Annotated in this window: 25 protein-coding genes; 5 read left to right on the top strand and 20 right to left on the bottom strand. The window is 68.2% G+C overall.

Going from position 1 to position 24,787, the window contains the following annotated elements; all coding sequences use genetic code 11:
- Nucleotides 1–10 precede the first annotated feature (10 nt).
- The 6 genes from AC07PR_RS21685 to AC07PR_RS21660 form a co-directional block, all read right to left on the bottom strand.
- Entirely contained in the window at nt 11–778 is a 768-nt protein-coding gene (locus tag AC07PR_RS21685; RefSeq protein ID WP_377156729.1) for a DUF481 domain-containing protein, read from the bottom strand.
- Between the two features lie 187 nt (nt 779–965).
- Nucleotides 966–2,288 (bottom strand): fumarylacetoacetase, encoded by a 1,323-nt coding sequence (gene fahA, locus AC07PR_RS21680; RefSeq protein ID WP_483105464.1) that lies wholly within the window; start codon nt 2,286–2,288, stop codon nt 966–968.
- 14 nt (nt 2,289–2,302) lie between these two features.
- Nucleotides 2,303–3,676, bottom strand: a complete 1,374-nt coding sequence (gene hmgA, locus AC07PR_RS21675) for a homogentisate 1,2-dioxygenase (RefSeq protein WP_377156725.1) — start codon at nt 3,674–3,676, stop codon at nt 2,303–2,305.
- On the bottom strand, nt 3,673–3,963 hold the full coding sequence (locus tag AC07PR_RS21670; protein ID WP_495136520.1) for a DUF2783 domain-containing protein: 291 nt from the start codon (nt 3,961–3,963) through the stop codon (nt 3,673–3,675). The genes hmgA and AC07PR_RS21670 overlap by 4 nt, the downstream gene beginning before the upstream one ends.
- On the bottom strand, nt 3,954–5,777 hold the full coding sequence (locus tag AC07PR_RS21665; RefSeq protein WP_495136519.1) for an FAD-dependent oxidoreductase: 1,824 nt from the start codon (nt 5,775–5,777) through the stop codon (nt 3,954–3,956). The genes AC07PR_RS21670 and AC07PR_RS21665 overlap by 10 nt, the downstream gene beginning before the upstream one ends.
- A gap of 176 nt (nt 5,778–5,953) precedes the next feature.
- Nucleotides 5,954–6,907 (bottom strand): MBL fold metallo-hydrolase, encoded by a 954-nt coding sequence (locus tag AC07PR_RS21660; protein ID WP_377156719.1) that lies wholly within the window; start codon nt 6,905–6,907, stop codon nt 5,954–5,956.
- 146 nt (nt 6,908–7,053) lie between these two features.
- Between AC07PR_RS21660 and AC07PR_RS21655 the strand changes: the two genes are divergently transcribed.
- Both AC07PR_RS21655 and AC07PR_RS21650 read left to right on the top strand, forming a co-directional pair.
- On the top strand, nt 7,054–7,932 hold the full coding sequence (locus AC07PR_RS21655) for an IclR family transcriptional regulator (protein ID WP_495136518.1): 879 nt from the start codon (nt 7,054–7,056) through the stop codon (nt 7,930–7,932).
- A 287-nt stretch (nt 7,933–8,219) separates the two neighbouring features.
- Nucleotides 8,220–9,011, top strand: coding sequence for a CPBP family glutamic-type intramembrane protease (locus AC07PR_RS21650; RefSeq protein ID WP_495136517.1), 792 nt, complete (start codon nt 8,220–8,222; stop codon nt 9,009–9,011).
- 264 nt (nt 9,012–9,275) lie between these two features.
- On the opposite strand, the gene AC07PR_RS21645 is transcribed toward AC07PR_RS21650, so the two are convergent.
- From AC07PR_RS21645 to AC07PR_RS21635, 3 genes are all read right to left on the bottom strand, one after another.
- Entirely contained in the window at nt 9,276–9,674 is a 399-nt protein-coding gene (locus AC07PR_RS21645) for a GFA family protein (protein WP_483105471.1), read from the bottom strand.
- 113 nt (nt 9,675–9,787) lie between these two features.
- Complete coding sequence (locus AC07PR_RS21640; RefSeq protein WP_495136516.1) at nt 9,788–11,749, bottom strand: AAA family ATPase; 1,962 nt, start codon at nt 11,747–11,749, stop codon at nt 9,788–9,790.
- Nucleotides 11,742–11,924, bottom strand: a complete 183-nt coding sequence (locus tag AC07PR_RS21635; RefSeq protein WP_331613886.1) for a hypothetical protein — start codon at nt 11,922–11,924, stop codon at nt 11,742–11,744. Before AC07PR_RS21635 ends, AC07PR_RS21640 begins: the two co-directional genes overlap by 8 nt.
- 527 nt (nt 11,925–12,451) lie before the next feature.
- On the opposite strand from AC07PR_RS21635, the gene AC07PR_RS21630 reads away from it, so the two are divergent.
- The gene (locus tag AC07PR_RS21630) at nt 12,452–12,634 is read left to right on the top strand and encodes a hypothetical protein (RefSeq protein WP_377156706.1); all 183 of its coding nucleotides are present in this window, start codon (nt 12,452–12,454) and stop codon (nt 12,632–12,634) included.
- A gap of 12 nt (nt 12,635–12,646) precedes the next feature.
- Nucleotides 12,647–13,474 (top strand): SPFH domain-containing protein, encoded by an 828-nt coding sequence (locus AC07PR_RS21625; protein WP_377156703.1) that lies wholly within the window; start codon nt 12,647–12,649, stop codon nt 13,472–13,474.
- A gap of 18 nt (nt 13,475–13,492) precedes the next feature.
- On the opposite strand, the gene AC07PR_RS21620 is transcribed toward AC07PR_RS21625, so the two are convergent.
- From AC07PR_RS21620 to AC07PR_RS21600, 5 genes are all read right to left on the bottom strand, one after another.
- A complete protein-coding gene (locus AC07PR_RS21620; protein ID WP_495136515.1) occupies nt 13,493–14,299 on the bottom strand; it encodes a tellurite resistance TerB family protein in 807 nt (268 codons plus the stop codon).
- A gap of 148 nt (nt 14,300–14,447) precedes the next feature.
- Nucleotides 14,448–15,548 carry a tetratricopeptide repeat protein gene (locus tag AC07PR_RS21615; protein WP_495136514.1) on the bottom strand — a complete coding sequence of 367 codons (1,101 nt, stop codon included), beginning with the start codon at nt 15,546–15,548 and terminating at the stop codon, nt 14,448–14,450.
- 9 nt (nt 15,549–15,557) lie between these two features.
- Nucleotides 15,558–16,880, bottom strand: coding sequence for an Nramp family divalent metal transporter (locus tag AC07PR_RS21610; protein WP_377156698.1), 1,323 nt, complete (start codon nt 16,878–16,880; stop codon nt 15,558–15,560).
- Between the two features lie 114 nt (nt 16,881–16,994).
- The gene (locus AC07PR_RS21605; protein ID WP_495136513.1) at nt 16,995–18,656 is read right to left on the bottom strand and encodes a phosphoethanolamine transferase; all 1,662 of its coding nucleotides are present in this window, start codon (nt 18,654–18,656) and stop codon (nt 16,995–16,997) included.
- Between the two features lie 43 nt (nt 18,657–18,699).
- A complete protein-coding gene (locus tag AC07PR_RS21600; RefSeq protein WP_483105478.1) occupies nt 18,700–19,404 on the bottom strand; it encodes an arylesterase in 705 nt (234 codons plus the stop codon).
- On the opposite strand from AC07PR_RS21600, the gene AC07PR_RS21595 reads away from it, so the two are divergent.
- A complete protein-coding gene (locus tag AC07PR_RS21595) occupies nt 19,403–20,098 on the top strand; it encodes an ABC transporter ATP-binding protein (RefSeq protein WP_495136512.1) in 696 nt (231 codons plus the stop codon). The genes AC07PR_RS21600 and AC07PR_RS21595 overlap by 2 nt on opposite strands.
- A 3-nt stretch (nt 20,099–20,101) precedes the next feature.
- Here the strand turns inward: AC07PR_RS21595 and AC07PR_RS21590 are convergent, their stop codons facing one another.
- The 6 genes from AC07PR_RS21590 to AC07PR_RS21565 form a co-directional block, all read right to left on the bottom strand.
- Nucleotides 20,102–20,662 carry a DUF2062 domain-containing protein gene (locus AC07PR_RS21590; protein WP_377156694.1) on the bottom strand — a complete coding sequence of 187 codons (561 nt, stop codon included), beginning with the start codon at nt 20,660–20,662 and terminating at the stop codon, nt 20,102–20,104.
- Nucleotides 20,663–20,772: 110 nt separating this feature from the next.
- Nucleotides 20,773–21,570, bottom strand: coding sequence for a peptidylprolyl isomerase (locus AC07PR_RS21585; protein ID WP_377156693.1), 798 nt, complete (start codon nt 21,568–21,570; stop codon nt 20,773–20,775).
- 69 nt (nt 21,571–21,639) lie between these two features.
- A complete protein-coding gene (locus AC07PR_RS21580; protein ID WP_483105480.1) occupies nt 21,640–21,984 on the bottom strand; it encodes a BolA family protein in 345 nt (114 codons plus the stop codon).
- Entirely contained in the window at nt 21,981–22,628 is a 648-nt protein-coding gene (locus tag AC07PR_RS21575) for a septation protein A (protein WP_483105481.1), read from the bottom strand. Before AC07PR_RS21575 ends, AC07PR_RS21580 begins: the two co-directional genes overlap by 4 nt.
- Before the next feature lie 25 nt (nt 22,629–22,653).
- Nucleotides 22,654–23,109 carry a peptide-methionine (R)-S-oxide reductase MsrB gene (msrB, locus tag AC07PR_RS21570; protein ID WP_495136511.1) on the bottom strand — a complete coding sequence of 152 codons (456 nt, stop codon included), beginning with the start codon at nt 23,107–23,109 and terminating at the stop codon, nt 22,654–22,656.
- Nucleotides 23,106–24,653, bottom strand: coding sequence for a protein adenylyltransferase SelO (locus AC07PR_RS21565; RefSeq protein ID WP_495136510.1), 1,548 nt, complete (start codon nt 24,651–24,653; stop codon nt 23,106–23,108). Before AC07PR_RS21565 ends, msrB begins: the two co-directional genes overlap by 4 nt.
- Nucleotides 24,654–24,787 lie beyond the last annotated feature (134 nt).

Genomic DNA, 24,787 nt, shown 5'->3' with positions numbered 1-24,787 from the left:
CGGTCTTCGATCAATCGATCCGGTACGACACGCCGGTGATGAACAGCGTGTCGTTCTTCTTCAGCCCATCGCCGGGATTGCTGTCGTAGCGGTGCTGGACGGTGGCCGTCAGGCTGAACCGCTTGGTCATCGCGACCGAGATGCCGCCGTCGAAGGTGGCACGGAATTCGCCGCTGTTGCGCAGGTCGGGCAGATAGGCCAGGCGCTGCTTGAGCGTTGTGTTGTCCGAGATCTTGTGGTTCGATTCTTCGGCGAACAGCAGCTCGGTGTTGGCGTACCGGTCGCGCGCCACGCCGTCGACGATCGACGGCTCGACGTAGCGCTCGCGGGTGTAGCCCACGCCGGTGGAGACGTCCCAGGTCACGTTGTCCTGCTTGATCACGTGATAGCCGAGACCGGTGCCGACGGAGAGTCGCGACGACAGGTTGGACGGCTCGTCCTTGAGCGCGTCGAATTGCCCGAAGCCGAAGACGCGGTCGTTGATGTCGCGCTGGTAGTGCGTGCCGAAGGCGTAGCGCTGCTCGGCCTGGTCGTCGTCGTTCTTCAGGTACAGCGCGCGGCCGTTGATCGACAGCTTGTCGGTCTTCGTGGCCTTGACGGCTTCGCCGCTGAGGTTGACCGTCGTCGAGTCGCTGTTGCCCGACGAGAGACTGGCTCCGGCGGTGAACAGGGCGCGCCACTGGCCGTCGTCCTTGACGGTGACCTGGGCGAAGGAGAGCAGGGGCGAGGCGGCCAGGCAGGCGGCGGCGGAGACGGCGAGGAGGCGCGTCGGCGGCATGTCGATTCCTTTGGGGAGAGTGAGCATGCGCCGCTTCGGCAACCTCCGATCCCGTGCGTCTGCAATGCGCACGGACTGGATTCAATCCGACGTCATCCGTCGGCTTCCGCTGACAACCCGCCGGGATGGCGGGGCGATAGCGGGCGCCTGAGGGTGTGTCGGTGTGTGACCCGGCCGATCTGGCGGATCAGGCCACCGCCGGCACGACCGTGCCCACGCACGGTCCGAATCCGATCGTGCGACGTCCCGGCGCTTCGCAGCGACCCACCAGCGCGACGCTGTCGCCGTCCTGCAGGAAGGTGCGCTGCTCGCCGTTGGGCAGCGTGATCGGCTGCTTGCCGCCGTTCGTCAACTCCAGCAGCGATCCGCCCTGGCCGGCCTCCGGCCCCGACATCGTCCCCGACCCGAACAGGTCGCCCGGCTGCAGGTTGCAGCCGTTGCTCGCGTGATGCGTGAGCATCTGCGCGACGGTCCAGTAGGCGTCGGCGAAATCCGAGGCCATCAGCTTCGCAGGCGCCTCGCCGGCGTCGCGCATCGCGCGGGTCTGCAGATGGACTTCCAGGCGGATCGAGATCGCGCCCCGATCGCGGTTCGCCTCGCCGTCGAGGTACGGCAGCGGCTGAGGATCGCCTTCCGGCCGGGTGAAGGCGCGACGGAACGGCGCCAGCGCCTCCATCGTGATCACCCACGGCGACAAGGTCGTCGCGAAGCTCTTCGACAGGAAGGGGCCCAGCGGCTGGTACTCCCAGGCCTGGATGTCGCGCGCGGACCAGTCGTTCAGCAGCACGAGGCCGAACAGATGCTGCTCCGCGTCGCCGATGGCGATCGGATGGCCCTGCGCATTGCCGGTGCCGACGAGTGCGCCGACCTCCAGCTCGTAGTCGAGCCGCTTGATCGGACCGACGCTCGGCACCTCGGCATCGGGCGCCTTGGTCTGGCCGACGGGACGGCGGAAGGTCTGCCCGCTGACCCCGATCGACGACACGCGCCCGTGATACCCGATCGGCACCCACTTGTAGTTCGGCAGCAGCGGATTGTCCGGGCGGAACAGCTTGCCCACCGTCGTCGCATGATGGATGCCGGCGTAGAAGTCGGTGTAATCGCCGATGCGGCAGGGCAGCGTCATCTCGACGTCGGTCATCGGCTTGAGCGCTGGCGCGAGCTGCTCGGAGGACGTCGATCCCGCGTCCGCGTTCAGCGCGGCGACGAGTTCATGGCGCAGCTGCCGGCGCAGATCCGGGCCCATCGCCATCAGCGAATTGAGGCCGAGTCCCTCGCAGGTGCGCAGCACGGCGCCGAGTCCATCGGACAGCACGCCGAGGTCGGCGGCGGCGATCAGGTCCAGGACCTGGTCGCCGATCGCCGTGCCGGGCCGGAACGAGCCGGTCGCGCCGGCCATGCGGAACATGCCCAGCGGCAGGTTCTGGATCGGGAAGTCGGTGTCCGGCGTGTTGGCGGAGGCGATCCAGCTGCGCAGCGCGGGGTCGTGGGTGTGGTCGAGGTCGGTCATGGGGTCAGGCCTTGTCATTCGGAGGCATTCGGATTGAACTTGTCCTTCAACGCGCCCCAGCAGGCCGCGTAGTTCGTGTCGAGCGCGCCGCCGTTGAGCGCCCACTCGGACGGACGGAAGCGCCAGCGGCTCTCGAACATGAAGGCCAGCGTGTGGTCCAGTTTCTGCGGCGTCAGCGTGCGCGTGCTGGCGGCCTCGAAGGCGTCGGCATCGGGGCCGTGCGGCACCAGGCAGTTGTGCAGGCTCGCGCCGCCGGGACGGAAGCCTTCGGGCTTGGCATCGTACTGGCCGTAGATCAGCCCCATGAACTCGCTCATCACGTTGCGGTGGTACCAGGGCGGACGGAAGGTGTCCTCCTGCACCAGCCAGCGCGGCGGGAAAATCACGAAGTCGCAGTTGGCCGTGCCAGGCGTGTCACTCGGCGAGGTGAGCACGGTGAAGATCGACGGATCGGGATGATCGAAGCTGATCGAGCCGATCGTCATGAAATCCTTCGTGTCGTACTTCAGCGGCGTCAGGTTGCCGTGCCAGGCGACGACGTTGAAGGGCGTCACCGCCTGGGCATTGCGCCACAGCGCGCCGCCGGTCTTGCGGATGACTTCATACGGCGCGCCGTCGGGCTCGTGCGCCGCGACGGGGGCGAGGAAGTCGCGCGGGTTCGCCAGGCCGTTGGAGCCGATGGGGCCGAGCTCCGGCAGGCGGAAGGCGGCACCGTAGTTCTCGCAGACGTAGCCGCGTGCGCGGGCCTGCGGACCATCGAGCGCCTCGACGCGGAAGTTCACGCCGCGCGGGATCAGCGCGATCTCGCCGGGCACGACGTCGAGCAGGCCCATCTCGGTCGTGAGGCGCAGGCCGCCTTCCTGCGGAACGATCAGCATCTCGCCGTCGGCGTTCATCAGCGCGCGTCGGGTCATCGGGCGGTTGAAGGCGTAGATCAGCGATGCCATGCCGACCTGCGCGTCAGGATCGCCGTTGCTGACGATGGTCTTGATGCTGTCGACGAAGTCGACACCCGGCGCATTCGCGTTGTCATCGGGCATCGGGAACGGATGCCAGCGCAGCGGGTCCGGCGGCGCCGCGACACCGCCTGCCGCGCCGCTGGTCCAGAACGGCTGCTCGTAGGCGTGGAACGCGCCGGTCACGACGGAGGGCTGTCGGCGATACAGCCAGGTGCGGCGGTTCTCCACGCGCGGTGCGGTGAAGGCGCTGCCCGACAGCAACTCCGGATAAAGATCCATCGGCGCGCGCTGCGGGCTGTTGCGGCCCTTCGGCAACGCGCCGGGGACGGACTCGGTCTCGAATTGATTGCCGAAGCCGCTCTGGTAGTCCAGTGCGCTCGGCGCCTGGCCGGTCGCCTCGGGCGAGCGGAGGGTCTCTGGTGCGTTCATGCTTGTCCTCGTGGGGAAGCGGCGCCCGGGGTCGGGGCATCGATGGAAACTGGGGAAGCCTGGGAAGCCGGGGAGACCGGGGAAACCGGGGAAACCGGAGTGGCGCGGGCCGCCGCGGACAGCGCCTCGAGCAACACGTCCTGCCGGCCGATGTGGTTCGCGAGCAGCAGGATCAGCCGCGCGTTGAAGGCATGGCTCGCCTCGGCGTCAAGACCATGATGCGCGCCCAGCAGCGCTTCATAGAAATCGTCGCCAGCATCCAGGTTGGGAGCAGTGATCAGAGGCATGCGGCAGGCTCCTCCACAGAGACATCATGGCCGAGCGCGCTATGCATCGCCGCACGGATCGCCCCACCAGCCGGCATCGTGCGCCAACGCGCGCAGATGTGCTGGTCAGGACGCAGCAATACCACCGCGCCAGGGGCGGCGGCGTAGCGCTGGCGGACCAGCCCGTGTGCGTCGAGCGACTCATCAACGTGGATCGTCAGCACCGCCTCAAGCCCAGACCCCGCGTCGCCAAGCGCGGGCTCTCCACGGGGCATGGGGGATCCCTCCTGGACCCCCAAGCCCCATTCCGGCCCCACAGGCACTCGTTGACGCCGACTTACTGCGACGGCGTCCTCGTACTCATGCTCATGCTCATGCTCATGCTCATGCTCATGCTCATGCTCATGCTCATGCTCATGCTCGTTCGAATCTTGGAAGACCAGCAAGGTGAATCGACCCGGCCGCATCTGGCGGAGCAGCCAGTCGTCGCAGTCGTTGATGCGGATCGGCGCGTCCGCGGCAGGCATGCCGTACTGCACCGTCGGGACGGAGAGTCGTCCGCTGTTGACCAGCCGGCGCGCGAAGTCGAAGTCCTTGGCGAGCGTCAGCGTCGCGTCGCGGAACATCCGACTGACGTCGCTCTTCGGTGTAATGAAGTCCGTCGAGCGCGTCGAGTTCAGGATGTTCTCGTCGGCGGCGATCTCACGCTCTCGGGCATACGTGTCGAGCAGCGCGTCAGGCGCACGCCGCTGAACGACCGCCGCGAGCTTCCATGCGAGGTTGTCCGCGTCCTGGATGCCGGAGTTGGCCCCGCGCGCGCCGAACGGCGACACGCCGTGCGCCGCGTCGCCCGCGAACAGGATGCGCCCATGCCGGAAGCGATCCATGCGCATGCAGGCGAAGGTGTAGACGCTCGCCCAGACCAGCTCGATCTCAGGCACAGCGCCGTCGCCGCCCGCGGCGATCGAGGCCTCGCGCATCAGCGTGCACACGCGCGGCAGGATGCGCTCGGGTTGTTTCTCGAGCTCGGGATCGGCATCCCAGCCGAGCTGGAAATCGATGCGCCACACGCCATCGGGCTGGCGGTGCAGCAGCACGCTCTGTCCTGGATGGAAAGGCGGATCGAACCAGAACCAGCGCTCGGCGGGGAAGGGCGCGTTCATGCGCACGTCGGCGATGAGGAATCGGTCCTTGAAGGTGCGGCCGTGACTCTCCTCGCCGATCAGCTTGCGCAGCGTCGAGCGCGATCCGTCGCAGGCGACGACGTGATCGGCGAGCAGCGTGTACGGCCCCTCGGGCGTGTCGATCTCCAGCGCGACGTGATCGTCATGCTGCGTCAGTCCGGTCACGCCGTGGTGCCATCGCAGATCGATCAGCGGGAGTTCGAGCGCGCGCTCGACGAGGAAGCCCTCGACGTAGTACTGCTGCAGGTTGACGAAGGCCGGTCGCTGGTGGCCGGGCTCGGCGAGCAGGTTGAACTGGTAGACCTGCTCGTCGCGGAAGAAGACGCGTCCCACGTTCCAGGAGACGCCCTTGTCGACGAGTCGCTGACCGCAGCCGAGGCGATCGAGGATCTCCAGCGTCCGCTTCGCGAAGCACAGCGCGCGCGATCCCACGGAGAGCCGCCCGTCGTTGTTGAGCAGCACGACGGGCACACCCTGCAGCGCGAGGTCGATCGCTGCCGTCAATCCGACCGGTCCCGCACCGACGACGACCACCGGATGGCGCGCGGCCCGGCCGCCCTCATGGGCGTCCTGGTCCGCGCTGCGACGGTACGGATAGACGACGCGCTGATAGTCGACATCGGACGTCGGCGCGGTCGAGGTGGCATGCACGGCGGTCTCCATCGCGGCAGTCAGCGATTCAAACTCCCTCTCCCGCTTGCGGGAGAGGGCGGCGGTTGGGGGCGAGGGTCAGCGTCGGAGCCAGTGCTGAAGCCCTCTTGCTCCCTCTCCCGCTTGCGGGAGAGGGTGGGGGTGAGGGCCAGCGGCCGTGGCAGTGCTGAAGCCCATCAGCCTTCGAGCGTCTGCCACATCTCCTGATCGCGCTGCGCGGTCCAGATGCGCGGATCGCGGAACTGCGTGACCTCGTCATAGCAGCGCGTGACGTCGAAGGGCATGCAGTGGTCGAAGATGACCCAGTGGCCGTACTTCTGCTTCATGACGGCGTAGGTGTCCTTGTAGACGGCGTTGAGCTCCTTGCCCGCGGCGACGCCGGCCTTCACCGACGCGTGCAGATCGGCGATGAAGCTGCGCGTGCCGGCGAGTCCCTGCGCGACGGATTCGGGCGTCGTCAGCGCGGCACCGCGGCCGGGCACCAGCGCAGCTGGCTTGAGCGCGGCGAGGTTGTCCAGCGTCTGCGGCCAATCGCTGAAGTACGCGTCGCCGGCATAGGGCGTGGCATCGAACTCGACCAGATCGCCGGAGAACAGGATCTTCTGCTCGGGCAGCCACGCGACGGTGTCGCCCTTGGTATGCCCGCGCCCGAGCTGCAGCAACTGGACCTCGAGCTTACCGAGCCAGAGGCTCATCGCGCCCTGGAAGGTGATCGTCGGCCAGGTGAGGCCGGCCGGCACCGATTCGACATTGCGGAACAGCCGCGGGAAGCGGCCGATCTCGCTGGCCTTGTCCTGCTCGCCGCGCTCGACGATGAGGTCGTAGGTGTCGCGGCTGGCAATGATGTGCTCGGGCTCATACGCCGATGCACCCAGCACGCGCACCGCGTGGTAGTGACTCATCACGACGTACTTGATGGGCTTGTCGGTGACCTCGCGGATGCGGCGGATCACGTCCTGGGCCATCACGGGCGTGGCCTGGGTGTCGATGACCATCACTGCGTCGTCGCCGATGATGATCCCGGTGTTGGGGTCGCCCTCGGCGGTGTAGGCGTAGGCGTTGTCGCTGAGCTTGACGAAGGAGACCTGCTTCTCCTCGACGTCGGCGTGGCTGGCGAACTGCTTGGTCATGACGTGTCCCGGGCGTTGGCTGAGGGGGAAGGCGGGGAGCGCTTCGATGGTCGTCGAAGCACGATGAAATTCAACAAAACGGAATTCGTTTGTTGGATGCAAATATAGCTGTGTCGCTGAATTCGTTCAACAATAGCGAAATGACCATGCCAGACATTGCTGACGACGGGCCGGACGCCAACGACCGTGACGACCGGGAGGATCGCGAGGATCGTGACGACCGGGAGGACCGGCGCGGCATCCAGAGCATCGAGGTGGGCGGCCGCCTGCTGAAGGCTGCGGCGGCGCGCGGCCAGCCTTTGCCGCTGAAGGCGCTGTCGCAGGCGGCGGAGATGAGCCCGGCAAAGGCGCATCCTTACCTGGTGAGCTTCTGCAAGCTCGGGCTGATGCGGCAGGACGCGGCGACGGGGTACTACGGCCTGGGCCCGCTGGCGATGGAGATGGGCCTGATCGGCATGCGGCAGATCGACCCGATCCGACTGGCGACGGCGCGGCTGGAGGCGCTGGCCGAGGAGATCGGCCACACGGTGGCGATCGCGGTGTGGGGCTCGCAGGGCGCGACGATCGTGCGCACGGCGGCATCGCCGGCGGCGGTGCACGTGACGATGCGGCACGGGACGGTGGTGTCGCTGTCGGACACCGCGTCGGGTCCGCTGTTCGCGGCCTACCGGCCGGAGGCGGAGATCAAGGCGATGCTCGCGGAAGCGCGCCGCAAGGGCCCCGCGGACCTCGCCCGCGTCGGTCCGCACGATCGACCACGTGAACTGCCGACGTGGCCGGCGTTCTCAGCGACCCTGGCGGAGATCCGCGGCCGGGTCCTGCACCGCTCGGTGGGCGGGATCGTCGAGGGCGTCAGCGCGCTGGCCGTGCCGGTCTTCGACAGCGATGCGCAGATGGCGCTGGCGCTGACGGCGATCGGGCCGTCGGGGGCGTTCGATGCGGCGTGGGACGGTGCCGTCGCGCGCGGACTCACCGGCGCGGCCACGGCGCTGATGCGGGAGATCGGCGGGCGCTTTCCTGCCTGAGGCTTGATCTGTACACGACGTGTGTTCGACGTCCAGCCGCGGCGGCGGCAGGGTCGCTTCAGGCTGACTGCTGCAGTTCAAGCCTGGAAATTTGCAGCCTGTCGGCGAGAGGTGGGTTCCGGTCTGCGAATCGGGCAGAGTGCCTGAACCATTGATTCACCGCGCAGCCTCTGCGTCGCACCATGGACCTTCCCGGTATGCAACAGGGAGCGGTTGTGTCGCCAACGAGCGTTGCGCCGTGGGTGCAGCGTGTTGGCACATCCACCGCGGGGACTTGGCTCGCCGCGTTGCTGTTCATTGCCCTCCCTTTCATTGCAGCGAACATCGGCACGAAACTCTTGATGCCCGACCCGAGCCTGCGAGAGTGGCGCAATCTGATCAAGGCGCTGGTCCTCGTCGCCGGGTACTGGACTTACGTCCGTTGCTGGGAACGACGACCCGCGCGGGAGCTTTCCGTTTCAGGGGCTGGCGCCGAACTGCTTGCCGGCTTGCTGCTGGGTGGGCTGCTCTTCTCCTGCGTCGTGGCCATCCTGACCGTCTTGGGTGCGTATTCGCTGGAGGCAGTGGGAACGCTCGGCGATCTTCGCGCGGTGCTGGCGAGCATGGTGCCAAAGATTGCAGCCGGTGCGCTGATCGAGGAGCTACTGTTTCGGCTCGTGCTCTTGCGCCTGTTGGAGCGTTCCTTTGGCGTCGCTTGGGCGCTGGCGGTATCCAGCATCGCTTTTGGTCTGGCCCACTTGGGCAATGCGGGAGCGACGCCACTGATCGGGGTCTTGCTCGGGCTGGAACTCGGTCTGCTGTTTGGAGCGGCCTACCTGCTGACCCGGCGGATCTGGTTGTGCACCGCACTGCACTTCGCCTGGAACTTCGTGCAGGGTGCCGTCTTTTCAATCGCGGTCTCCGGTCAGTCGGGGGAATCCTGGCTCCACGGCACACTGACTGGCCCCGCTTGGCTGTCCGGCGGTGCCTTTGGCGCCGAAGGCTCTCTCGTGTCGGTCGTTCTCTGCCTGGCCATGGCGGGCGTCTTGCTGACGCTCGCGTACCGGCGCGGCCGACTCAACACCACAACGACGTCATGAGCCAGCTGCAGGTCGTTCCAACACCCAGCCGCGCTTCGAGAACTGGCATCTTCGCCATCGGCGTCGAAGGTCTGGCGCTGGAGCCTGGAATTCAACGTGCCCAGCGGCGCTGGTGAAGACTCCGAGTGAATCGCGCTAGATCTGGCGCCGTCCAAACGCAACGTTGAAGAACTGTCCGCTCGCGGACTGCTGCGTGACGCTCCATTCGCCATGTGGGCGTCTCCACATGCGCCTGATCTGCATGGGGGACTCTCCGTGTTCGGGTCACTGCTCCGGCGAAGCGGGCACCTCGGCGAGCTTGCCCGTCCATCCGGCGGCCGAGTGCGTCCAGATCTGCCGCGACGGCCGCAGCTGGTCGCGCTCTTCCAGGCAACCGAGCCGAAGCACCGCATGCGTCGGGTTCTCCGCCGCCGCGCCGTACAGCGCGGTTCCGCAATCGGGACAGAACACCTGCGCGCGCCGGTTCCCGCTCTGCGCGACCTTCACGTAGGTCCTTGGCGAGCCGGAGATCTCGAAGGTCTCCATCGGTGCCGAGATGACCGCCCGGTACGGCGCGCCGGACAGGATCTGGCAGTCGTCGCAATGGCACACGACGACTTGCGTCGGATCGACGTCGCCGGTGAATCGGATGGCGCCGCAGTGGCAGGAACCGTGGACTTTCATGACGGACGGATCTCGAAGTTCAAGCTCGGCGCAGTCTATGCCGTCAGCAGCCATTCGTCCTGCGACTCGATGGGCTCGCGACGCTGCGACAGCGTAGAGATCCAGGGCCATGGTCATCCCTGTTGCGCAGCCGGCAGAGCGAAGGCGGGAAGGACCTGCTCGTGTCTTGCCTCGGCGGGGAGATGCCGCGACGGCATCCGCCCCGCCACCCGGAACGCCGCCAGGCTCTCCGCATAGGGATCCAGCGCATCCTCCGTCCTGCCCAGCGGCAGCCCCACCACGACCGCGAAGCGTTCGGGCGTCACCTGTCCCTCGGCGATCAGCTCGTCCACGAGCGCCAGCAGCGCCTCACGATGCGAATCGATCAGCGCCGTGGCGCGCGCGTGCTCGGAGCGCAGCAGGGCTTCGATCGCCGCGTTGGTGGATTCGACGTCGGTGCAGACGTGCTCTTCGCTGTCCGTCGATACGTCGACGCGGCCGACGCGGTCGCCGTGGCCCAGGTAGCGGAGCATGCGCGCGGCCGTCCGCGTGGCCTTGCGCAGGTCGCTCGAGGCGCCGCTGGAACTCAGGTCGGCGCCGAAGACCAGCAGCTCCGCCGCGCGGCCGGCCAGGCTCGTGCAGATGGAATCGAGCAGGTTCCGGCGCGACCACGCCTTGCGGGACGTGTACGAGTTGTAGCCGCCCTCGAAGCTCGCCACATGGATCTTGATCTCCCGCGGCGCCATGCCGAACAGCAGCGCATGGACCAGGCCGTGGCCGGCCTCGTGCACCGCGAGCAGCGCCCGGAAATCGGCGTTGGTGCGCTGGCGCAGGCGGTTGATCTCGAAAGGCTCTGCGACGGTGCCCGACTCGCCGCGCCAATGCGCGATCAGGCAACGGCCGTCGGCGCTGAGGCTCACGCCGTCGCCAGGCGCGGCACCGCGCTCGATCGCCCACAGCGCCGCCTTGGCCAGCCCGGTCCCGAGGATCGCGTGCAGCGACGAGAACAGCGGCCGCGTGCCCTGCGCCGGGAACACCGCGTTCGCGTAGATCTGCGCGCGCACGCTGTCGGCCAGCTCGAAGCGCAGGCCGCAGCGCGCCTCCGATTCGCGGACATATCGCGCACAGCCCTGCGCGATCACCTGCTCGTACGCGCGCCGCGACAGCGAGGGGTAGATCACATGCTCGTTGCCCAGCCGCGCCACCTGCTCCGGCTTGAAGCGCTGATTGAGCGCCTGCTTGACGTCGATCACGCTGAGCTTGCCGGTCAGCGCATGGAAGATGTCGGCATCGCTGTCGCAGTCGTCCACGCTGGTGGCGAGGTCCTCGTACATCTCGTCGAGGTTGCCGCAGACGAAGACGAGCAGCCGGCTGTAGTCGGTCTCCCAGTGCTGCTGGCCGCGCTCGCGGAATTCGCGCAGACGCGCCTGCACCTGGTCCGGCGTCCAGGCCATGATCTCCATCAGCGGTTCGTCGAGCTTGAGGGTGCGCTGCAGCTCCTGCGCCTCCCAGCTGCGGAGCTTGAAGCGCAGCTTCGCGTCGTCGGCATCGGCGCGTTCGGCGTCGAAGGCCGCCTCGGCCAGGGACGATTCGATGTCGCCCAGCAGCGAGAGCGCCGGCGGAAGCCGGCCGTCGGAGAGCAGCGCCCAGACGTCCTGATAACGCTCGACGCGCACCTCGTCGCGCTGGGCGTTGATCGTGCGGAAGCGCTGGAACTCGTCGAGCGCGAGGATGCCGGGCTCGCCCTCGCGCACGCCGGACCGACCCAGCATGCCCGAGATGCTCTGCGCGCCGCGCATGCTCGCGCCGTTGGAGAAGCCGTCCATCTGCACTTCGACGAAGCGGTCGTAGAAGCCCAGCAGCTGCGCCAGACGGCGCACGAGCTGCGTCTTGCCGGTGCCCGTCAGGCCCCAGAGACAGACGATGACGGGCCGCGAGACGAGCTCGGGCAGCACGTACCAGGCCCGCACCGAATCGATGACGCGGTCGATGATGGCGTCGATGCCGAACAGCTCGGTCTTGAGCCGGGCGGCGACGTCTTGCAGCTGCTGGTTTCTCTGCGCCAGCTGCGCGCGCAGGTCGGTGGATTCATTCATCCCAATCCTCTCGTCGCAGCAGCGCCTGCAGCGCCACGCGGTCGGCGCGGCGTTGCGCGCCGCGGCTCTGGATGTGTTGGCCTGCGCCACGCAGTCCACGCTGGGCCATCGCGCGCGCCACGGGGTCGCGCGCACCGGGGCTCGTCTCGAGCACCAGCGTCATGGCTTGTTTCATGCGGCGCAGGGCCTTGACCCGCCCCTCCTGGAGGGCGCGGGAACGGAGTTGTGCACTCATTCGGTTTCCGAAAAGCAAAAGCCCCGGCTCAATGGCGGCGGGGCTTTGCTTGCCGCGCGGTCTGAGGCCGTATCTGTGAACAGACACGGTTCAGCCGGGGCTCGGGAACCGTGTTCAGTCGATCGTCGAGGTGAACAAGGAGGACATAAGAGGGATCTCCGTCATGCGGGCGCTGTCGTGGGCGCCTTCAGCAGTTGGGCGCGGATGATGCGCATTGCGGCGCGGACGCGCAAGTGCGATTCGTCTGCGGAGCGGTGTCGCGTTGCGGCGCGCCAACGCGGAACAGCGGCACGCGGGAGCCTCCGCTGCAAGCAGGCAAGTCCTGGCGCCACCCACCGGCGGACCGAAGGTGATGACGCCGATGTGGCGTCCCCGCCGCGCGGTCCTCCCTCCGAGGGGTGTCCCCCCGACGGAGTCGAGCGTGATCGCGGTGCGCCGTCCCACAATGCACGCCGAGGAGAAAAAGCATGGCTCTCATTCGCGCCTGGTTGGTGCTCATCGTGTTGTGGCTGGCCTGTCTGGGCCTGGTGGTCTGGGTGCGTTCGATGACGCGCAGACAGGCGTTGGCCTGGTTCCAGCTCGCGCGTTGGGCCGTCGGCGGCGCGGTACTCGCGTTGGCGCTCGCGGCACTCACCATCTATCTGTTCTGAGGAGAAGAAGACATGAACACCACCCATCGCGCGCGTTCGTCGCGCCTGTCGCTCGGCATGCTGGCCGTGGCGGCGCTGCTCGGCGGCTGCACCCGCATCGAGACCGGCGAGGTCGGCCTGCGCGTCGGCGTCGACAAGCAGATCAGCGGCGCCGAGCTGTTGCCCGGCAGCTTCAACCAGACGCTGTTCGGCGACGTGCTGACCTTCCCGGTCCGCGACATCGCGGTCACGCTGGAGAACAAGCAGCCGCTGACGTCCGACAACAGCACGCTCAAGGATTTCGACATGACCCTGGTCTACTCGATCAATCCTTCGGCGGTGTCGGACCTCTGGACCACCAAGAGCCGCACCTTCCATGCCTTCAGCCGCGACGACCGCGACTGGATCCTGATGCATGGCTACATGACCACGGTGGCCAACAACGCGGCCTACAAGGCCGTGCGCGAATACAAGGCCCTGGCCGTCGCGGACAACCGCCAGAAGATCGAGTCCGAGATCAAGCGCATCGTGACGGAGACGCTGGCGTCGGAAGGGCTGGGGACGGCGCTGTCGGTCTCGCTGGTGCAGGTGCGCACGGTGATGCCGGCGGACGACATCATCGCGTCCGCCAACGCCGTGGTGACGGCGCAGAACGCGCTGCGCGCCAAGGAGATCGAGGTCGAGACGGCCAAGAAGGAGGCCGAACGGATCGCCGCGCTGAACACCAACAGCAAGGCGATCGAGTACATGAACGCGCAGGCCCAGCTGAAGATCGCCGAAGGCGTCGCGGCCGGGAAGGTGCAGACGATCGTCGTCCCTTACGACTTCAAGGGCATCGTGAACGCCAACCCGGCGCGCTGACGGGTCAGCGCGGACGCTTCAGCCTTGCGCGAGCGCCTGGGCCTCGAGTTGTGACTTGAGGCCCTCCGGCAGCTTCAGCTGCCGGGCCAGCTCGTCGAGGTAGGCGCGTTCCATGTAGCTGGTCTCGTCGACCATCAGCAGGCTCGCGAGGTACATCTCGGAGGCGATCTCCGGCGTCGTGGCAGCCTGTGCCACCGCGGCCGGATCGAGCGGACGACGCAGGACGTCTTCCTGCCAGCGGCGCAACTCGGGATCGTCCTCCACGCGGCTGAGCGCCTGCTCGATCAGTTCGCGCTCGCGGTCGTCCAGATGACCGTCGGCCTTGGCGGCGGCGATCATCGCCAGCAGCACGGCGCGGCTGTGTTCCTCCGCTTCGTCCTGAGGCACCCGGTCCAGCGTGCGCGGTTCCGCCGTGAGGCTTGCCTGCGACGACGACGTCGAGCCGGGCGCAGACGACTGGCCCTGCGCCTGCCCTTGGCCTTGCGCCTGCTGTTGCGCCTGCCACGCGGTATAGGCCTTGTAGGCCATCAACCCGAGCGCCGCGATGCTGCCGTACTTCAGTGCCTTGCCGCCGTAGCTGCGTCCACGCCTGCTGCCGAGCAGGGCGCCCAGGACGCCGGCGACGCCAGCGCCTGCGCCGATCTGTCCGAGTCCTCCCAGGTTGCCGAGATTCCCCAGATTCCCCAGATTGCCGAGGTTGCCCAGCCCGCCCAGTCCACCGAGGCCGCCAAGCCCACCCGAGCCACTTCGGCCCGGCGCGCCGCCGCCTGCCAGCAGGTCGCGCCCCGATCTCAGCAATTGATCCAGAAGTCCATGCGCACTCATCGTCAGCCCCTTTCAACGCGGTGGAAGAGTCTGTCAGTTGAGGGCATCGGATGACATCCCCAAGTCCGATCGGCCTGTCAATCGATTCGGTCGGGCCTGCTTGTTCGGCCAGGCCCTCGGTGCCAGTGACATGGCGGGCATCAGCGCCTCATGACGAGCCCGGCACCAGCGAAAACATGTGCGCATCCCACGCCTGGCCGTCGACGCCGCGGATCCGGTTGCGCAGCAGGCCCTCGTAATGCGCGCCGCAGCGCCGCGCCACGGCGAGGCTGGGCTCGTTGCCGTCGGCGACGACGATCTCCACGCGCATCAGCTGGAGCTTGCCGAACGCATGCCGGCTGAGCGCGCGCACCGCCGATGAGGCCGCGCCCTGGCCCTCCCGGGACGAACGCACCCAGTAGCCGAGGTTGCAGAACGGATGCACCGCATGCAGCGAGTTGAGTCCGCCGCCGCCGACGAAGTCGCCGCTGTCGCGGTCGAAGATGCCGAACTCGTAGGCGGTGCCGCTCTGCCAGCCGCGGGCGCAGTGGGCGAGCCACTCGGCGCCATCAGCGGCGGAGAAATCCGCGTGCGCCCATTTCATCCATCGGCCGATGGACGCATGCGACTCGCGGACCGCGGTGATGAATTCCGGCAGGTCGGCGGGCCGGTAGGGCCGCAGCACGAAGCGACCTTCGATCAGTTCGACGCCCGGCATGCCCGGCGCGACGACGGCCCCGTCGTCCCAGACCTCGCCGGCGAGCTGCTTCGCGCAGGCCAGCATCGAGCGGTTGTAGCGCGACAGCCGGGGCGCGAGCGTCGCCAGCGCCAGTCCGGCCGCCTCGTTGCCGCGGCCCTGCGCCGCATAGGTGAGCGCCAGGATCGCGCGCGCCTCGTCATGCAGCGGGCGATCGTGGCCGGGCTGCAGGTGATGAGCCAGCTCGGCGACGAGCAGCGCTTCGCTCTCGTCGAGACGCTTCAGCCAGCGCAGCGTGCTGCCGAGCTGGATGACCGCCCGCGTGCGGCGGTATGGGTCGAGCGCGCCGGTCTCGAGCGCCGCGCGATAGAGCGGCTCGGCCTCCGCTTCGAGACCGGCCGTGTCGCGTGCGCAGGCGCGCTCGAAGAGGGCTCGCGCATCGCCCTCGGGACGTTCGGCGGCGAGTGCATCGATCTCGTCGACGATCTGCGCGCCGGTGAGATCCGGTGCGCGCCGCCAGACATCGTCGATGCGCAGGGACCAGTCGTCGTGGAGCGGAGCGGGTGCGGTCATCGGGGCAGTCTAGCGACTGCCTCCGACCATGCTGGAAGTCTGCAGCACGATCATCGTCACGGTGGCCAGCGCCATCGCGCCGGTCGCGAGCCATCCCAGCACGCGCCACAGCGGCGGCATGCGCAGCTCGCCGACGATCTTCCGGTGCGAGGCCGCGATCATCACGGCGACCATGATGGGCACCGAGATCAGCGCGTTCACGACGGCCGACCAGTACAGCGCCTTGATCGGATTGAACCCCGACAGGCTGAGCGCGAGTCCGAGGAGCATGGCCCCGCTGAGGATCGCGTAGAAGACCTTGGCCGAGTGCGCCGGACGGTCGAGCCCGCGCCGCACGCCCGCGAGCGTGGCGACCGCGTACGCCGCTGATCCGGCGAGCACCGGCAGCGCGAGGAAGCCCGTGCCCACGATGCCGGCCGCGAACAGCACGAACGCGAAGTTCCCGGCGATCGGCTTGAGCGCCTGCGCGGCCTGCGCGGTGGTCTCGATGTCGCGCACGCCGTGGGCATGCAGCGCGGCGGCGGTCGCGACGATCATGAAGAACGCGATCGTGTTGGAGAACCCCATGCCCACCAGCGTGTCCGTGCGCAGCCGGCGGAACTGGCTGGCCGCCTGCTCCGGCGCGACGGCGAGCGGACGGTCGGCGTCGATGCGACGGATCTCCTCGGCCTCCTGGCTGGCCTGCCAGAAGAAGAGGTAGGGACTGATCGTCGTGCCGAGGATCGCGACGACGGTGGTCGCGTAGTCGCGGTCCCAGTGCAGCGACGGCAGCACCAGCGACTTCAGCGCGAGCACCCAGTCCGCCTGCGCCGCGAAGCCGACGCCGACGTAGGCAAGGAGTGTCAGCGTCAGCCATTTCAGCAGCTTCACGTAGCGCTCATACGGCAGCCAGATCTGCAGCAGCAGGGAGAGCAAGGCCATGACGACGACGAACGCTCCCGGCGGACCGCCGACGGCCAGGTGCATCGCATCGCCCATCGCGCTGAGGTCGGCGCCGAGGTTGATGACGTTGGCCACGACCAGCAGCGAGACCAGCCCGACGACCAGCCAGCGCGGGCAGAGCTTGGAGAAGTTCTCGGTGAGCCCCTTGCCGGTGATGCGGCCGATCCGTGCGCTGGCGAGCTGGATGCCGACCATCAGCGGGAAGGTCACGAGGATGGTCCAGCCGACGCTGTAGCCGTACTGCGCGCCGGCCTGCGAATAGGTGGCGATGCCGCTCGGGTCGTCGTCGGCGGCGCCGGTGATCAGGCCGGGGCCGAGCTTGCTCCACCAGGGCGCGCCGACGGTCGCCTTCTCCGCGTGAGCCGCCGCGTCACTGTCGATTCGATCCATGCCTGGCTCCTGGGTTGCCGAGGCACAGGCAAGCGCAATGCCTGCACGAGGCCCGCACGAGGTCCGCACGATGCCCGAGCAACGCTCAAGCACGCCCCGCGCAGCGCCCGCCGGCTATTGCTCGAAGCGGACGTCCTTCACCGGCAGCGTCGGCGCTTCCCACGCGTAAGCGGGATGGAGCACATTGCGCTCGTCGCGCATGTCCGGCCAGCGGAGTTGCATCAGCTCGGCGAGCGTCCAGCCGGCCCAGTCGGCGCGGAACGGCCGCGAGGCCGTCGACGCCTCGAAGCTCGATTCACTGCGCCACAGCAGCGCGGGGATGCGATAACCCGAGGCCGTGCCCGGACTGTGGCCGGCGTGGTCGAGGCTGTGGCCGACCTCCTGGCCGTGGTCGGACAGGAACATCCAGGCGCCGCGTCCGCCCGCCGGCAGGTGGCTGCGCGTGAGCCGCAGCGTCCGCGCGACGATGCGGTCGTGATAGTGGATGGCCGAGTCGTAGTCCTGCCGGAACTCGCGCACCCAGGCGGCGCGGCCGTCGCGTGCCATCGCGACGTCCACGGCGTCGCCGTCCTGGTCGTCGAACGGATGCTCGCCCGGCGGCATGCGCAGCCGGTAGTGCGGGTGCGCGCCCAGCAGGTGCACCACCACCAGCTTGCGCGGCGCGGGATCGGCCAGCGCCTGTTCGACCTCGTCCAGCAGGTCCTCGTCGAGCGAGCCCGACGAGCGTCCCGGCTGCCGGTTGATCATCTCCACCACATCGGCCAGCCGCGCATGCTGCTGGTCGACGGCGACGTCGTCATGGTTGCTCACCCACCAGACCTTGTAGCCGGCGCTCTTCGCCAGCGCGATCAGATGCTGCGTGCGGCCGGCGGGATCGTCCTCGTCGCGCTCGCCGAAGCTGAACAGGCCGCTCAACGACGCGACCGTCGTCGCCTGCGTCGACCACGCGTGGCGCAGCGTCAGCAGCTTGGCGCGCTCCTCGTCGCGCAGCGCGATCAGTTCGGGCGTCGTGGGGCGTGCGTAGCCGTAGAGGCTCATGTTGTCGCGGTTCACGCTCTCGCCCAGCACGAGCACCACGGTCGACGGGCTGCTCGTCGCCACCGCCGGCGACGCGGCTCGGGCATTGCGCATCAACTGCTCGCGCTGGACCTGCTGGTCCGCCCAGTTCGCGCGCAGGTCGGCGACCTGCTGCGTCCAGGCCGGCCAGAACAGCAGCGGATGATGCCGGCGCCAGGGCTTGCTCAGGTGGGCGAGGGCGCAGACGGCCAGCACGACGAGCAGCGCGATGCGGGCGCGGCGCGAGAGCACCGCCCGATTGCCGCTCGCGCCAGTCACGCCGGTCGCGCGGGTCGCGAGCGTGATCGCGACGCCGCTGAGCGCGAGCATCCCGATCAACGCGGCGACGGCCATCGCCATCGCGGGCACCTGCGAGACGAGGTACTCGATCGACTCGCGCGCAGTCGTGTTCGCCGCGGCGGCGAGCACGAGCGAGCTGTCCGGCGCCGCCTGATATTGGTTCTCCAGGAAGGCACGCACCGCGCCGTCGACGAGGAAGGCCGAGATCACGACGAAGGCCGTGACCCAGCGCACCCGGCGCCAGACGAGGCGCTCGATCGGCCACAGCAGCCACAGCAGCACGGGGAGGACGAGCAACCCGACCTGCGCCGCCCGGCGGCTGTCGTGGCCGGCCAGCACCGCGCCAGCGCAGGCGAGCGCGAGCAGGCTCAGGGCGCCCCAGCGCAGCAGCGCGGGGCGTCCGGGAATCGAAACGGACATCAGGTCGAAGGAAGCGGCGAAGGCGCGCAGTCTAGGTGCCCGCTCACAACATCGGCCTCAAGACCTTCCAGACGTTGTCCAGCATCACCGGATGCGCCTTGGCCAGCGGGTGGATGCGGTCGCCCTGGAACCACTCGGCCATGTCCGGCCGATCGGCCACGCCGGCCAGCAGGAAGGGCTGCAGCGGCACCTTCTCCTCCTGCGCGACGGTCTTGAAGCTGCCTTCGAAGTCCCGCGCATAGCTCGCGCCCATGTTGGGCGGGATCTGCATGCCGATCAGCAGCACCTTCGCGCCGGCGTCCTTGCCGGCCTGCACCATCGCCTTCAGGTTCTCGCGGGTCATCTTCAGCGGCAGGCCGCGCAGCGCGTCGTTGCCGCCGAGCTCGATGATCAGGTGCGTCGGACGATGCTGCTTCAGCAGCGCGGGCAGCCGCGAGCGCCCGCCCGAGGTCGTGTCGCCGCTGATGCTGGCGTTGATCACCTCGGCGTCGAGCTTCTGCGCCTTCAGCCGCTGCTCCAGCAGCGCCACCCAGCCGCTGCCGCGGGCCAGGCCATACTCGGCGGAGAGACTGTCGCCCAGCACGACGATGCGGCGCGATGCCCCGCCAGTCGCTCCGGCCACAGCGCCCGCTTCGGTGCGGCCTTGCGCCGCGACAGGCCCGGCCAGGACCCCCGTCGCGACGAGGGTCGCGACACAGGCGCTACAGTGCAACATCCATTCACGGCGGCGCATCTGCGGTTGATTCATGGTTCAGAACATCCTCGAAGTCGATCACGTCAGCAAGTCGGTCCAGGATGCCGACGGCGTGCTGACCATTCTGCATGACATCAATTTCCAGCTGCAGGCGCGGGAGTCCGTCGCCATCGTCGGCGCCTCGGGCTCGGGCAAGAGCACGCTGCTGTCCATCCTCGCGGGGCTGGATACGCCCACCGAAGGCACCGTGCGTCTGCAGGGGCAGGATATGTTCGTCCTCGACGAGGACGGCCGGGCCGCGCTGCGCGGGGCGCACCTGGGCTTCGTGTTCCAGAGCTTCCAGCTGCTGTCGCACCTGACGGCGCTGGAGAACGTCATGCTCCCGCTGGAGCTCCGCGGCGAACGCGATGCGCGGTCGCTGGCCAAGGCCATGCTGGAACGCGTGGGGCTGGGGCAGCGGCTGTCGCACTACCCGCGCGTGCTGTCGGGCGGTGAGCAGCAGCGCGTCGCCCTGGCCCGTGCCTTCGTGCAGCAGCCCGCGTTGCTGCTGGCCGATGAGCCGACCGGCAGCCTCGACTACGCCACTGGCGAGCAGGTCATGGCGTTGATGTTCGAACTCAACCGGGAGCTCGGAACGACGCTGGTCATGGTCACCCACGACCAGAGCATCGCGGCACGCTGCGAGCGGCAGTTGAAAATCTCGGCAGGCCATCTGCAGGACATCACGATGGCGGATCTGCCTGCCTGAGCGTCAGGTCCGCATCGCGCGCTCGCGCAGCCGCCTTCTGCGCTCGTAGCGGATCACGGCCCACCAGCCGATGTAGACGATCACGTAGAGGCACAGACCCAGCAGCACGCCCGCGAGCGGCAGGCCCACCAGCAGCGGCGTGCCCAGCTCGGAGAGCCATTGGCTCAAGGCGTGCCACCAGCTCGAAGGATCGCTCCAGTTCAGCGCCAGTTCCTTCGGGGCGGAAATCGGGCCGTGAATGCCCAGCACCTGGCGACCCAGGAAGATCGCCAGCGTCCAGATCGGCACCAGCGTCAACGGATTCGTCAGCCAGGTCGCGGCGATCGCCGCGGCGACGTTGGCCCGGCACACGATCGCGACCACCGCCGCCAGCAGCATCTGCGTCGGCAAGGGGATGACGCCCACGGCCAGCCCCAATCCCGCGCCCAGCGCGACCCGCCGCCGGTGCGCCACCCACAGCCAGGGGCGCTCCTTGAGGTAGAGGCCGAGCCACTTCAGTCCCTTGGTCTGTTCCAGGGACTCGGGCGAGGGCAGCAGTCGGCGGGCAAGTCGGGAAGCCGTCATTGGGGCGTCAGAGTAGGCGTCGGGAATGCTTCAGATGTGAAAAACCCGCGCGGCTGACCTGCAGCGGCGCGGGCTCTGAACAGTACAGCAAAGACTGTTCGGATCGGCGATCAGTTCGCGGAGAACTTGAAGTCGGTCTTGGCCTTGGTACGCAGTTCCTCCTGGAACTCCGCGACCTTCTGCTGCTGCATGCGCTGGATGATCTGGCCCTTGACGTCGTCGAAGGCCGGGAACTGCGCCTGGCGCGTCTCTTCCAGCTTGATGATGTGATAGCCGAACTGCGACTTCACCGGCTCCTGCGTCATCTCGCCGGCCTTCAGCTTGCCCAGGGCAGCGCTGAACTCAGGCACGTAGGCGTCCGGCGCGGACCAGCCCAGGTCGCCGCCGTTCTGGGCGGAACCGGTGTCCTTGGAGTTCTTGGTGGCCAGGTCTTCGAACTTGGCGCCGCCGTTGAGCTGCTTGACCAGCGCCTTGGCGTCTTCTTCCTTCTCCACCAGGATGTGGCGGGCGTGGAATTCAGTGCCCGAGGCCTGCGCCTTGAACTTGTCGTATTCGGTCTTGGCGTCGGCGTCGGTGATCGGGTTCTTCTTCGCGTAGTCGGCGAAGAGCTCACGGATCAGCAGCGACTGGCGCGCCAGTTCCATCTGGTTCTTGTAGTCGTCGGTCTTGTTCAGGCCGCGCTTCTCGGCTTCCTGCAGGAAGATCTCGCGCAGGACGACCTCTTCCTTGACCTTGGCTTCCATCTCCGGGCTGCGCGGCTGGCCACCCTTGGTGATCTGGCTGATCAGCACGTCGGCGCGGGCCTTCGGCACGGGCTTGCCGTTCACGATCGCGATGTTCTGGGCGAGGGCCGGCAGGGCCACGGCGCCGATGACCGCCACGGTGGCGGCGAGCACAAACTTCTTCATGATGGGTAAAGGGCCTTTCGACTCTCGGGTGAGCGTGAACGCTCCAAAACAAAGCGCCGACACGCGGCGCTACTGAGGACCTGGTTTCTGCTGTTCGTCGGGCGCGCGAGCCTCGATGGCCAGCGCGTGAATGCCCTTCTGCATCAGATCGGCGAGGGCATCATATACGAGCCGATGCCGAGCCACCCTGGGTAAACCGGCAAAGCGCGCGCTCACGATTTCGAGGTAGTAATGCCCCCCTTCGCGCGCTCCCGCATGCCCCGCGTGGTGCGCGCTGTCGTCGCGCAGACGCAGCGAGACCGGCGCCAGCGCGGCCCTCAGCCGGGCCTCGATCTCGACCGAGGGCGTGGCCGCCGGATTCGGCGCCGCCCTCGATGTCGACGAGGAATGCCCGCCGTCGTCGCCGCCGCTCATGGCTTGGGCTCCTCGGCGGGCGCCTCGGTCTCGTGCGGCAGGTGCCGGCTCATGTAGACGCCCTGGCCCAGCGTGAACAGCAGGATCAGGCCGGTCGATCCGAAGGCCTTGAAGTTGGCCCAGGCCTCGGTGCTGAACGAGTAAGCGACGTAAAGATTCGCAAAACCCATCAGTCCGAAGAAGGCCACCCACGCCCAGTTGAGCCGTGTCCATGCGGCATCGGGCAGCGGCAGTTCGGCGCCCAGCATCTTGCGCAGCAGGTTCTTGCCGAGGAAGACGTGGCTGACGAAGAAGGCCGCGGAGAACGCCCAATAGAGCATCGTCGGCTTCCACTTGATGAAGGTCTCGTTGTGGAAGTAGACGGTGGCCGCACCGAGCGTGACGACCAGACCCAGGCTGATCCACAGCATCAGGTCGACCTTGCGGCCGCGCAGCTTCAGGAAGAGCACCTGGGAGATCGTCGCCAGCATCACGACGATGGTGGCGAGCAGCACGGGCGCCTCGGTCGGACCGACCTTGCCGCCGGAGACCAGGAAACCGAGATGCTCGGTGGCGAAGGCCGCTGCCCAGTCCGGCTGTCCGTCGGCGTACTTGAACGTCACGAAGAACAGCAGGAGCGGCAGGAAATCGAGCAGGAGCTTCATTCGGTCGGGAATCAGTACGGCGCGCTCAGCGCTGGGGCTCGAAGTCTATCGCGGCGGAATTGATGCAGAAGCGCTCGCCCGTCGGTTCCGGACCATCGGGAAAGACGTGGCCCAGGTGGGTGCCGCAGTTGTTGCATCGCACTTCGACGCGGACCATGCCGTGCGTCGAGTCGACGACGCGCTCGACGACCTCGGCGTTGACTGGCTCGTAGTAGCTGGGCCAGCCGCAGCCGGCATCGAACTTGGTGTCCGCCTTGAACAGCGGCGTGCCGCAGCCGACGCAGTTGTAGTTGCCGGCTTCCCAGTGGTCCCAGTACTTGCCGGTGAAGGCGCGCTCGGTCGCGGCATGGCGGGCGACCTGGTACTGGGTCGGATCCAGCTGTTCGCGCCACTCGGCGTCCGTCTTCTTGACGGGGTACGCCGTGTCGCGGTCACGGTCCTGGTCGGTGGCGTCTTGGATGAACTTGTCGTAGCGGCTCATGATGAACAGGAAACCTCCAGCGTTTGCGCCCAGTCGGGCGGGAAACCGGCGTCGGACGCCAGCGCGGGCTCGTCGAACGGACGGCGCAGCACATCGAGCAGCCGGCGCACTTCGCTGAAGTCGCCGGCCTCGGCCCGCTGGATCGCCGTCTCGGCCAGATGGTTCCGAAGCACCACCGCCGGGTTGACCGCGTTCATCCGTCGGGCACGGATCCCAAGTGCGTCCATCGGCTCGATCTTCAAGCGCGCCGCGTACCGGGACGCCCAGGCGTCGAACCCGGTGCGGTCCAGGAACAGGTCCCGGATGCCCGCATTCGCCGCCGCATCCAGCGGCTGGGCCGGATCGAACCCGGCCAGCCGGCGGTGCGCGATCGTGTAGTCGGTGTGATGGGCGGCCAGCAGCCGCAGCCAGTCGTCGATCAGCGGGCCGTCCTCGCCGCGCTCGTCGACCTCGGCGGTGAGGCCGAGCTTCGCGCGCATCGCGCCGAGCAGCGCGGCGCCGAAGCGTTCGCGGTAGATCTCGAGCGCCTCGATCAGCTCGTCGCCGGCGGCTTCCGCATCCGTCTCGATGTTGGGCATCAACGGCAGCAGCGCCTGGGCCAGCGCATGCAGGTTCCAGAACGCCACCTGCGGCTGCCGCGCGAAGGCGTAGCGGCCCTGATGGTCCGAGTGGTTGCAGATGTGGCCGGGATCGAAGCCGTCCATGAAACCGAACGGACCGTAGTCGATGGTCAGGCCCAGCATCGACATGTTGTCGGTGTTCATCACGCCGTGCATGAAGCCCACGGCCTGCCACTGCGCGACGAGTTCCGCCGTCTGCGCGGCGACCTTGGCCAGCGCGGCGGTCACCGGATTCGGTGCGTCGGCGCATTCCGGCGCGTGGTGGCGAAGGAAGAAGTCGAACAGCTCGCGCGTGCGGGCTTCCATCCCGTGATGCGTGAAGTGCTCGAAGTGGCCGAAGCGCAGGAAGCTCGGCGCGACACGCGTGACGATGGCGCCGGTCTCGACGCGCTCGCGCTGCACCTTCAGCGAGGTCGAGCCGGTGATCGCGAGCGCGCGCGTCGTCGGAATGCCCAGCGCGGCCATGGCTTCGGAGCAGAGGAATTCCCGGATCGACGAGCGCAGCACCGCGCGGCCGTCGCCGCGACGCGAGTAGGGCGTCAGGCCAGCGCCCTTGAGCTGGAGTTCGAAGTGGCCGTTCGGGCCGTCGACGCCGCCCAGCAGCAGCGCGCGTCCGTCGCCGAGTTGGCCGGCCCACACGCCGAACTGATGGCCGCTGTACACGGTGGCCAGTGGTTTCATGCCGGCGAGGCGGGCGTTGCCGCTGAAGGCGTCGAGCGCGGCGGGGCGGGTCCACCAGTCTTCGGGCCAGCCGAGCAGGGCGGCGCAATCGGGGCTGGTCGCGACCCAATGCGGGTCGGGCAGTCCGGTGCCGGGGAGTTCGGTGAAGAAGTCGGGACCGAGTGTCGCGAAGCGATGGGTCCAGCGTTCAGGCTCGGCGCCTGGGAAGTCCGCGTGGAGGGCCGCGTTGAGAGGCGCATTCATTGCGCCAGTTTACCGACCCCTCCATGGCCCTGCGGCCCACGGGGTACCGAGGAGGAGGAGGCCCCAGAAAGCGAAAAGGCCCGCAGTGAGGGGTCTCACTGGGGCCGGAGTGGTGCTGGGGGTCCCTGGAGGGG

It is taken from the genome of Roseateles sp. GW821-FHT09H11, assembly GCF_059415845.1.
This window is presented reverse-complemented; position numbering and strand designations above follow the sequence as displayed.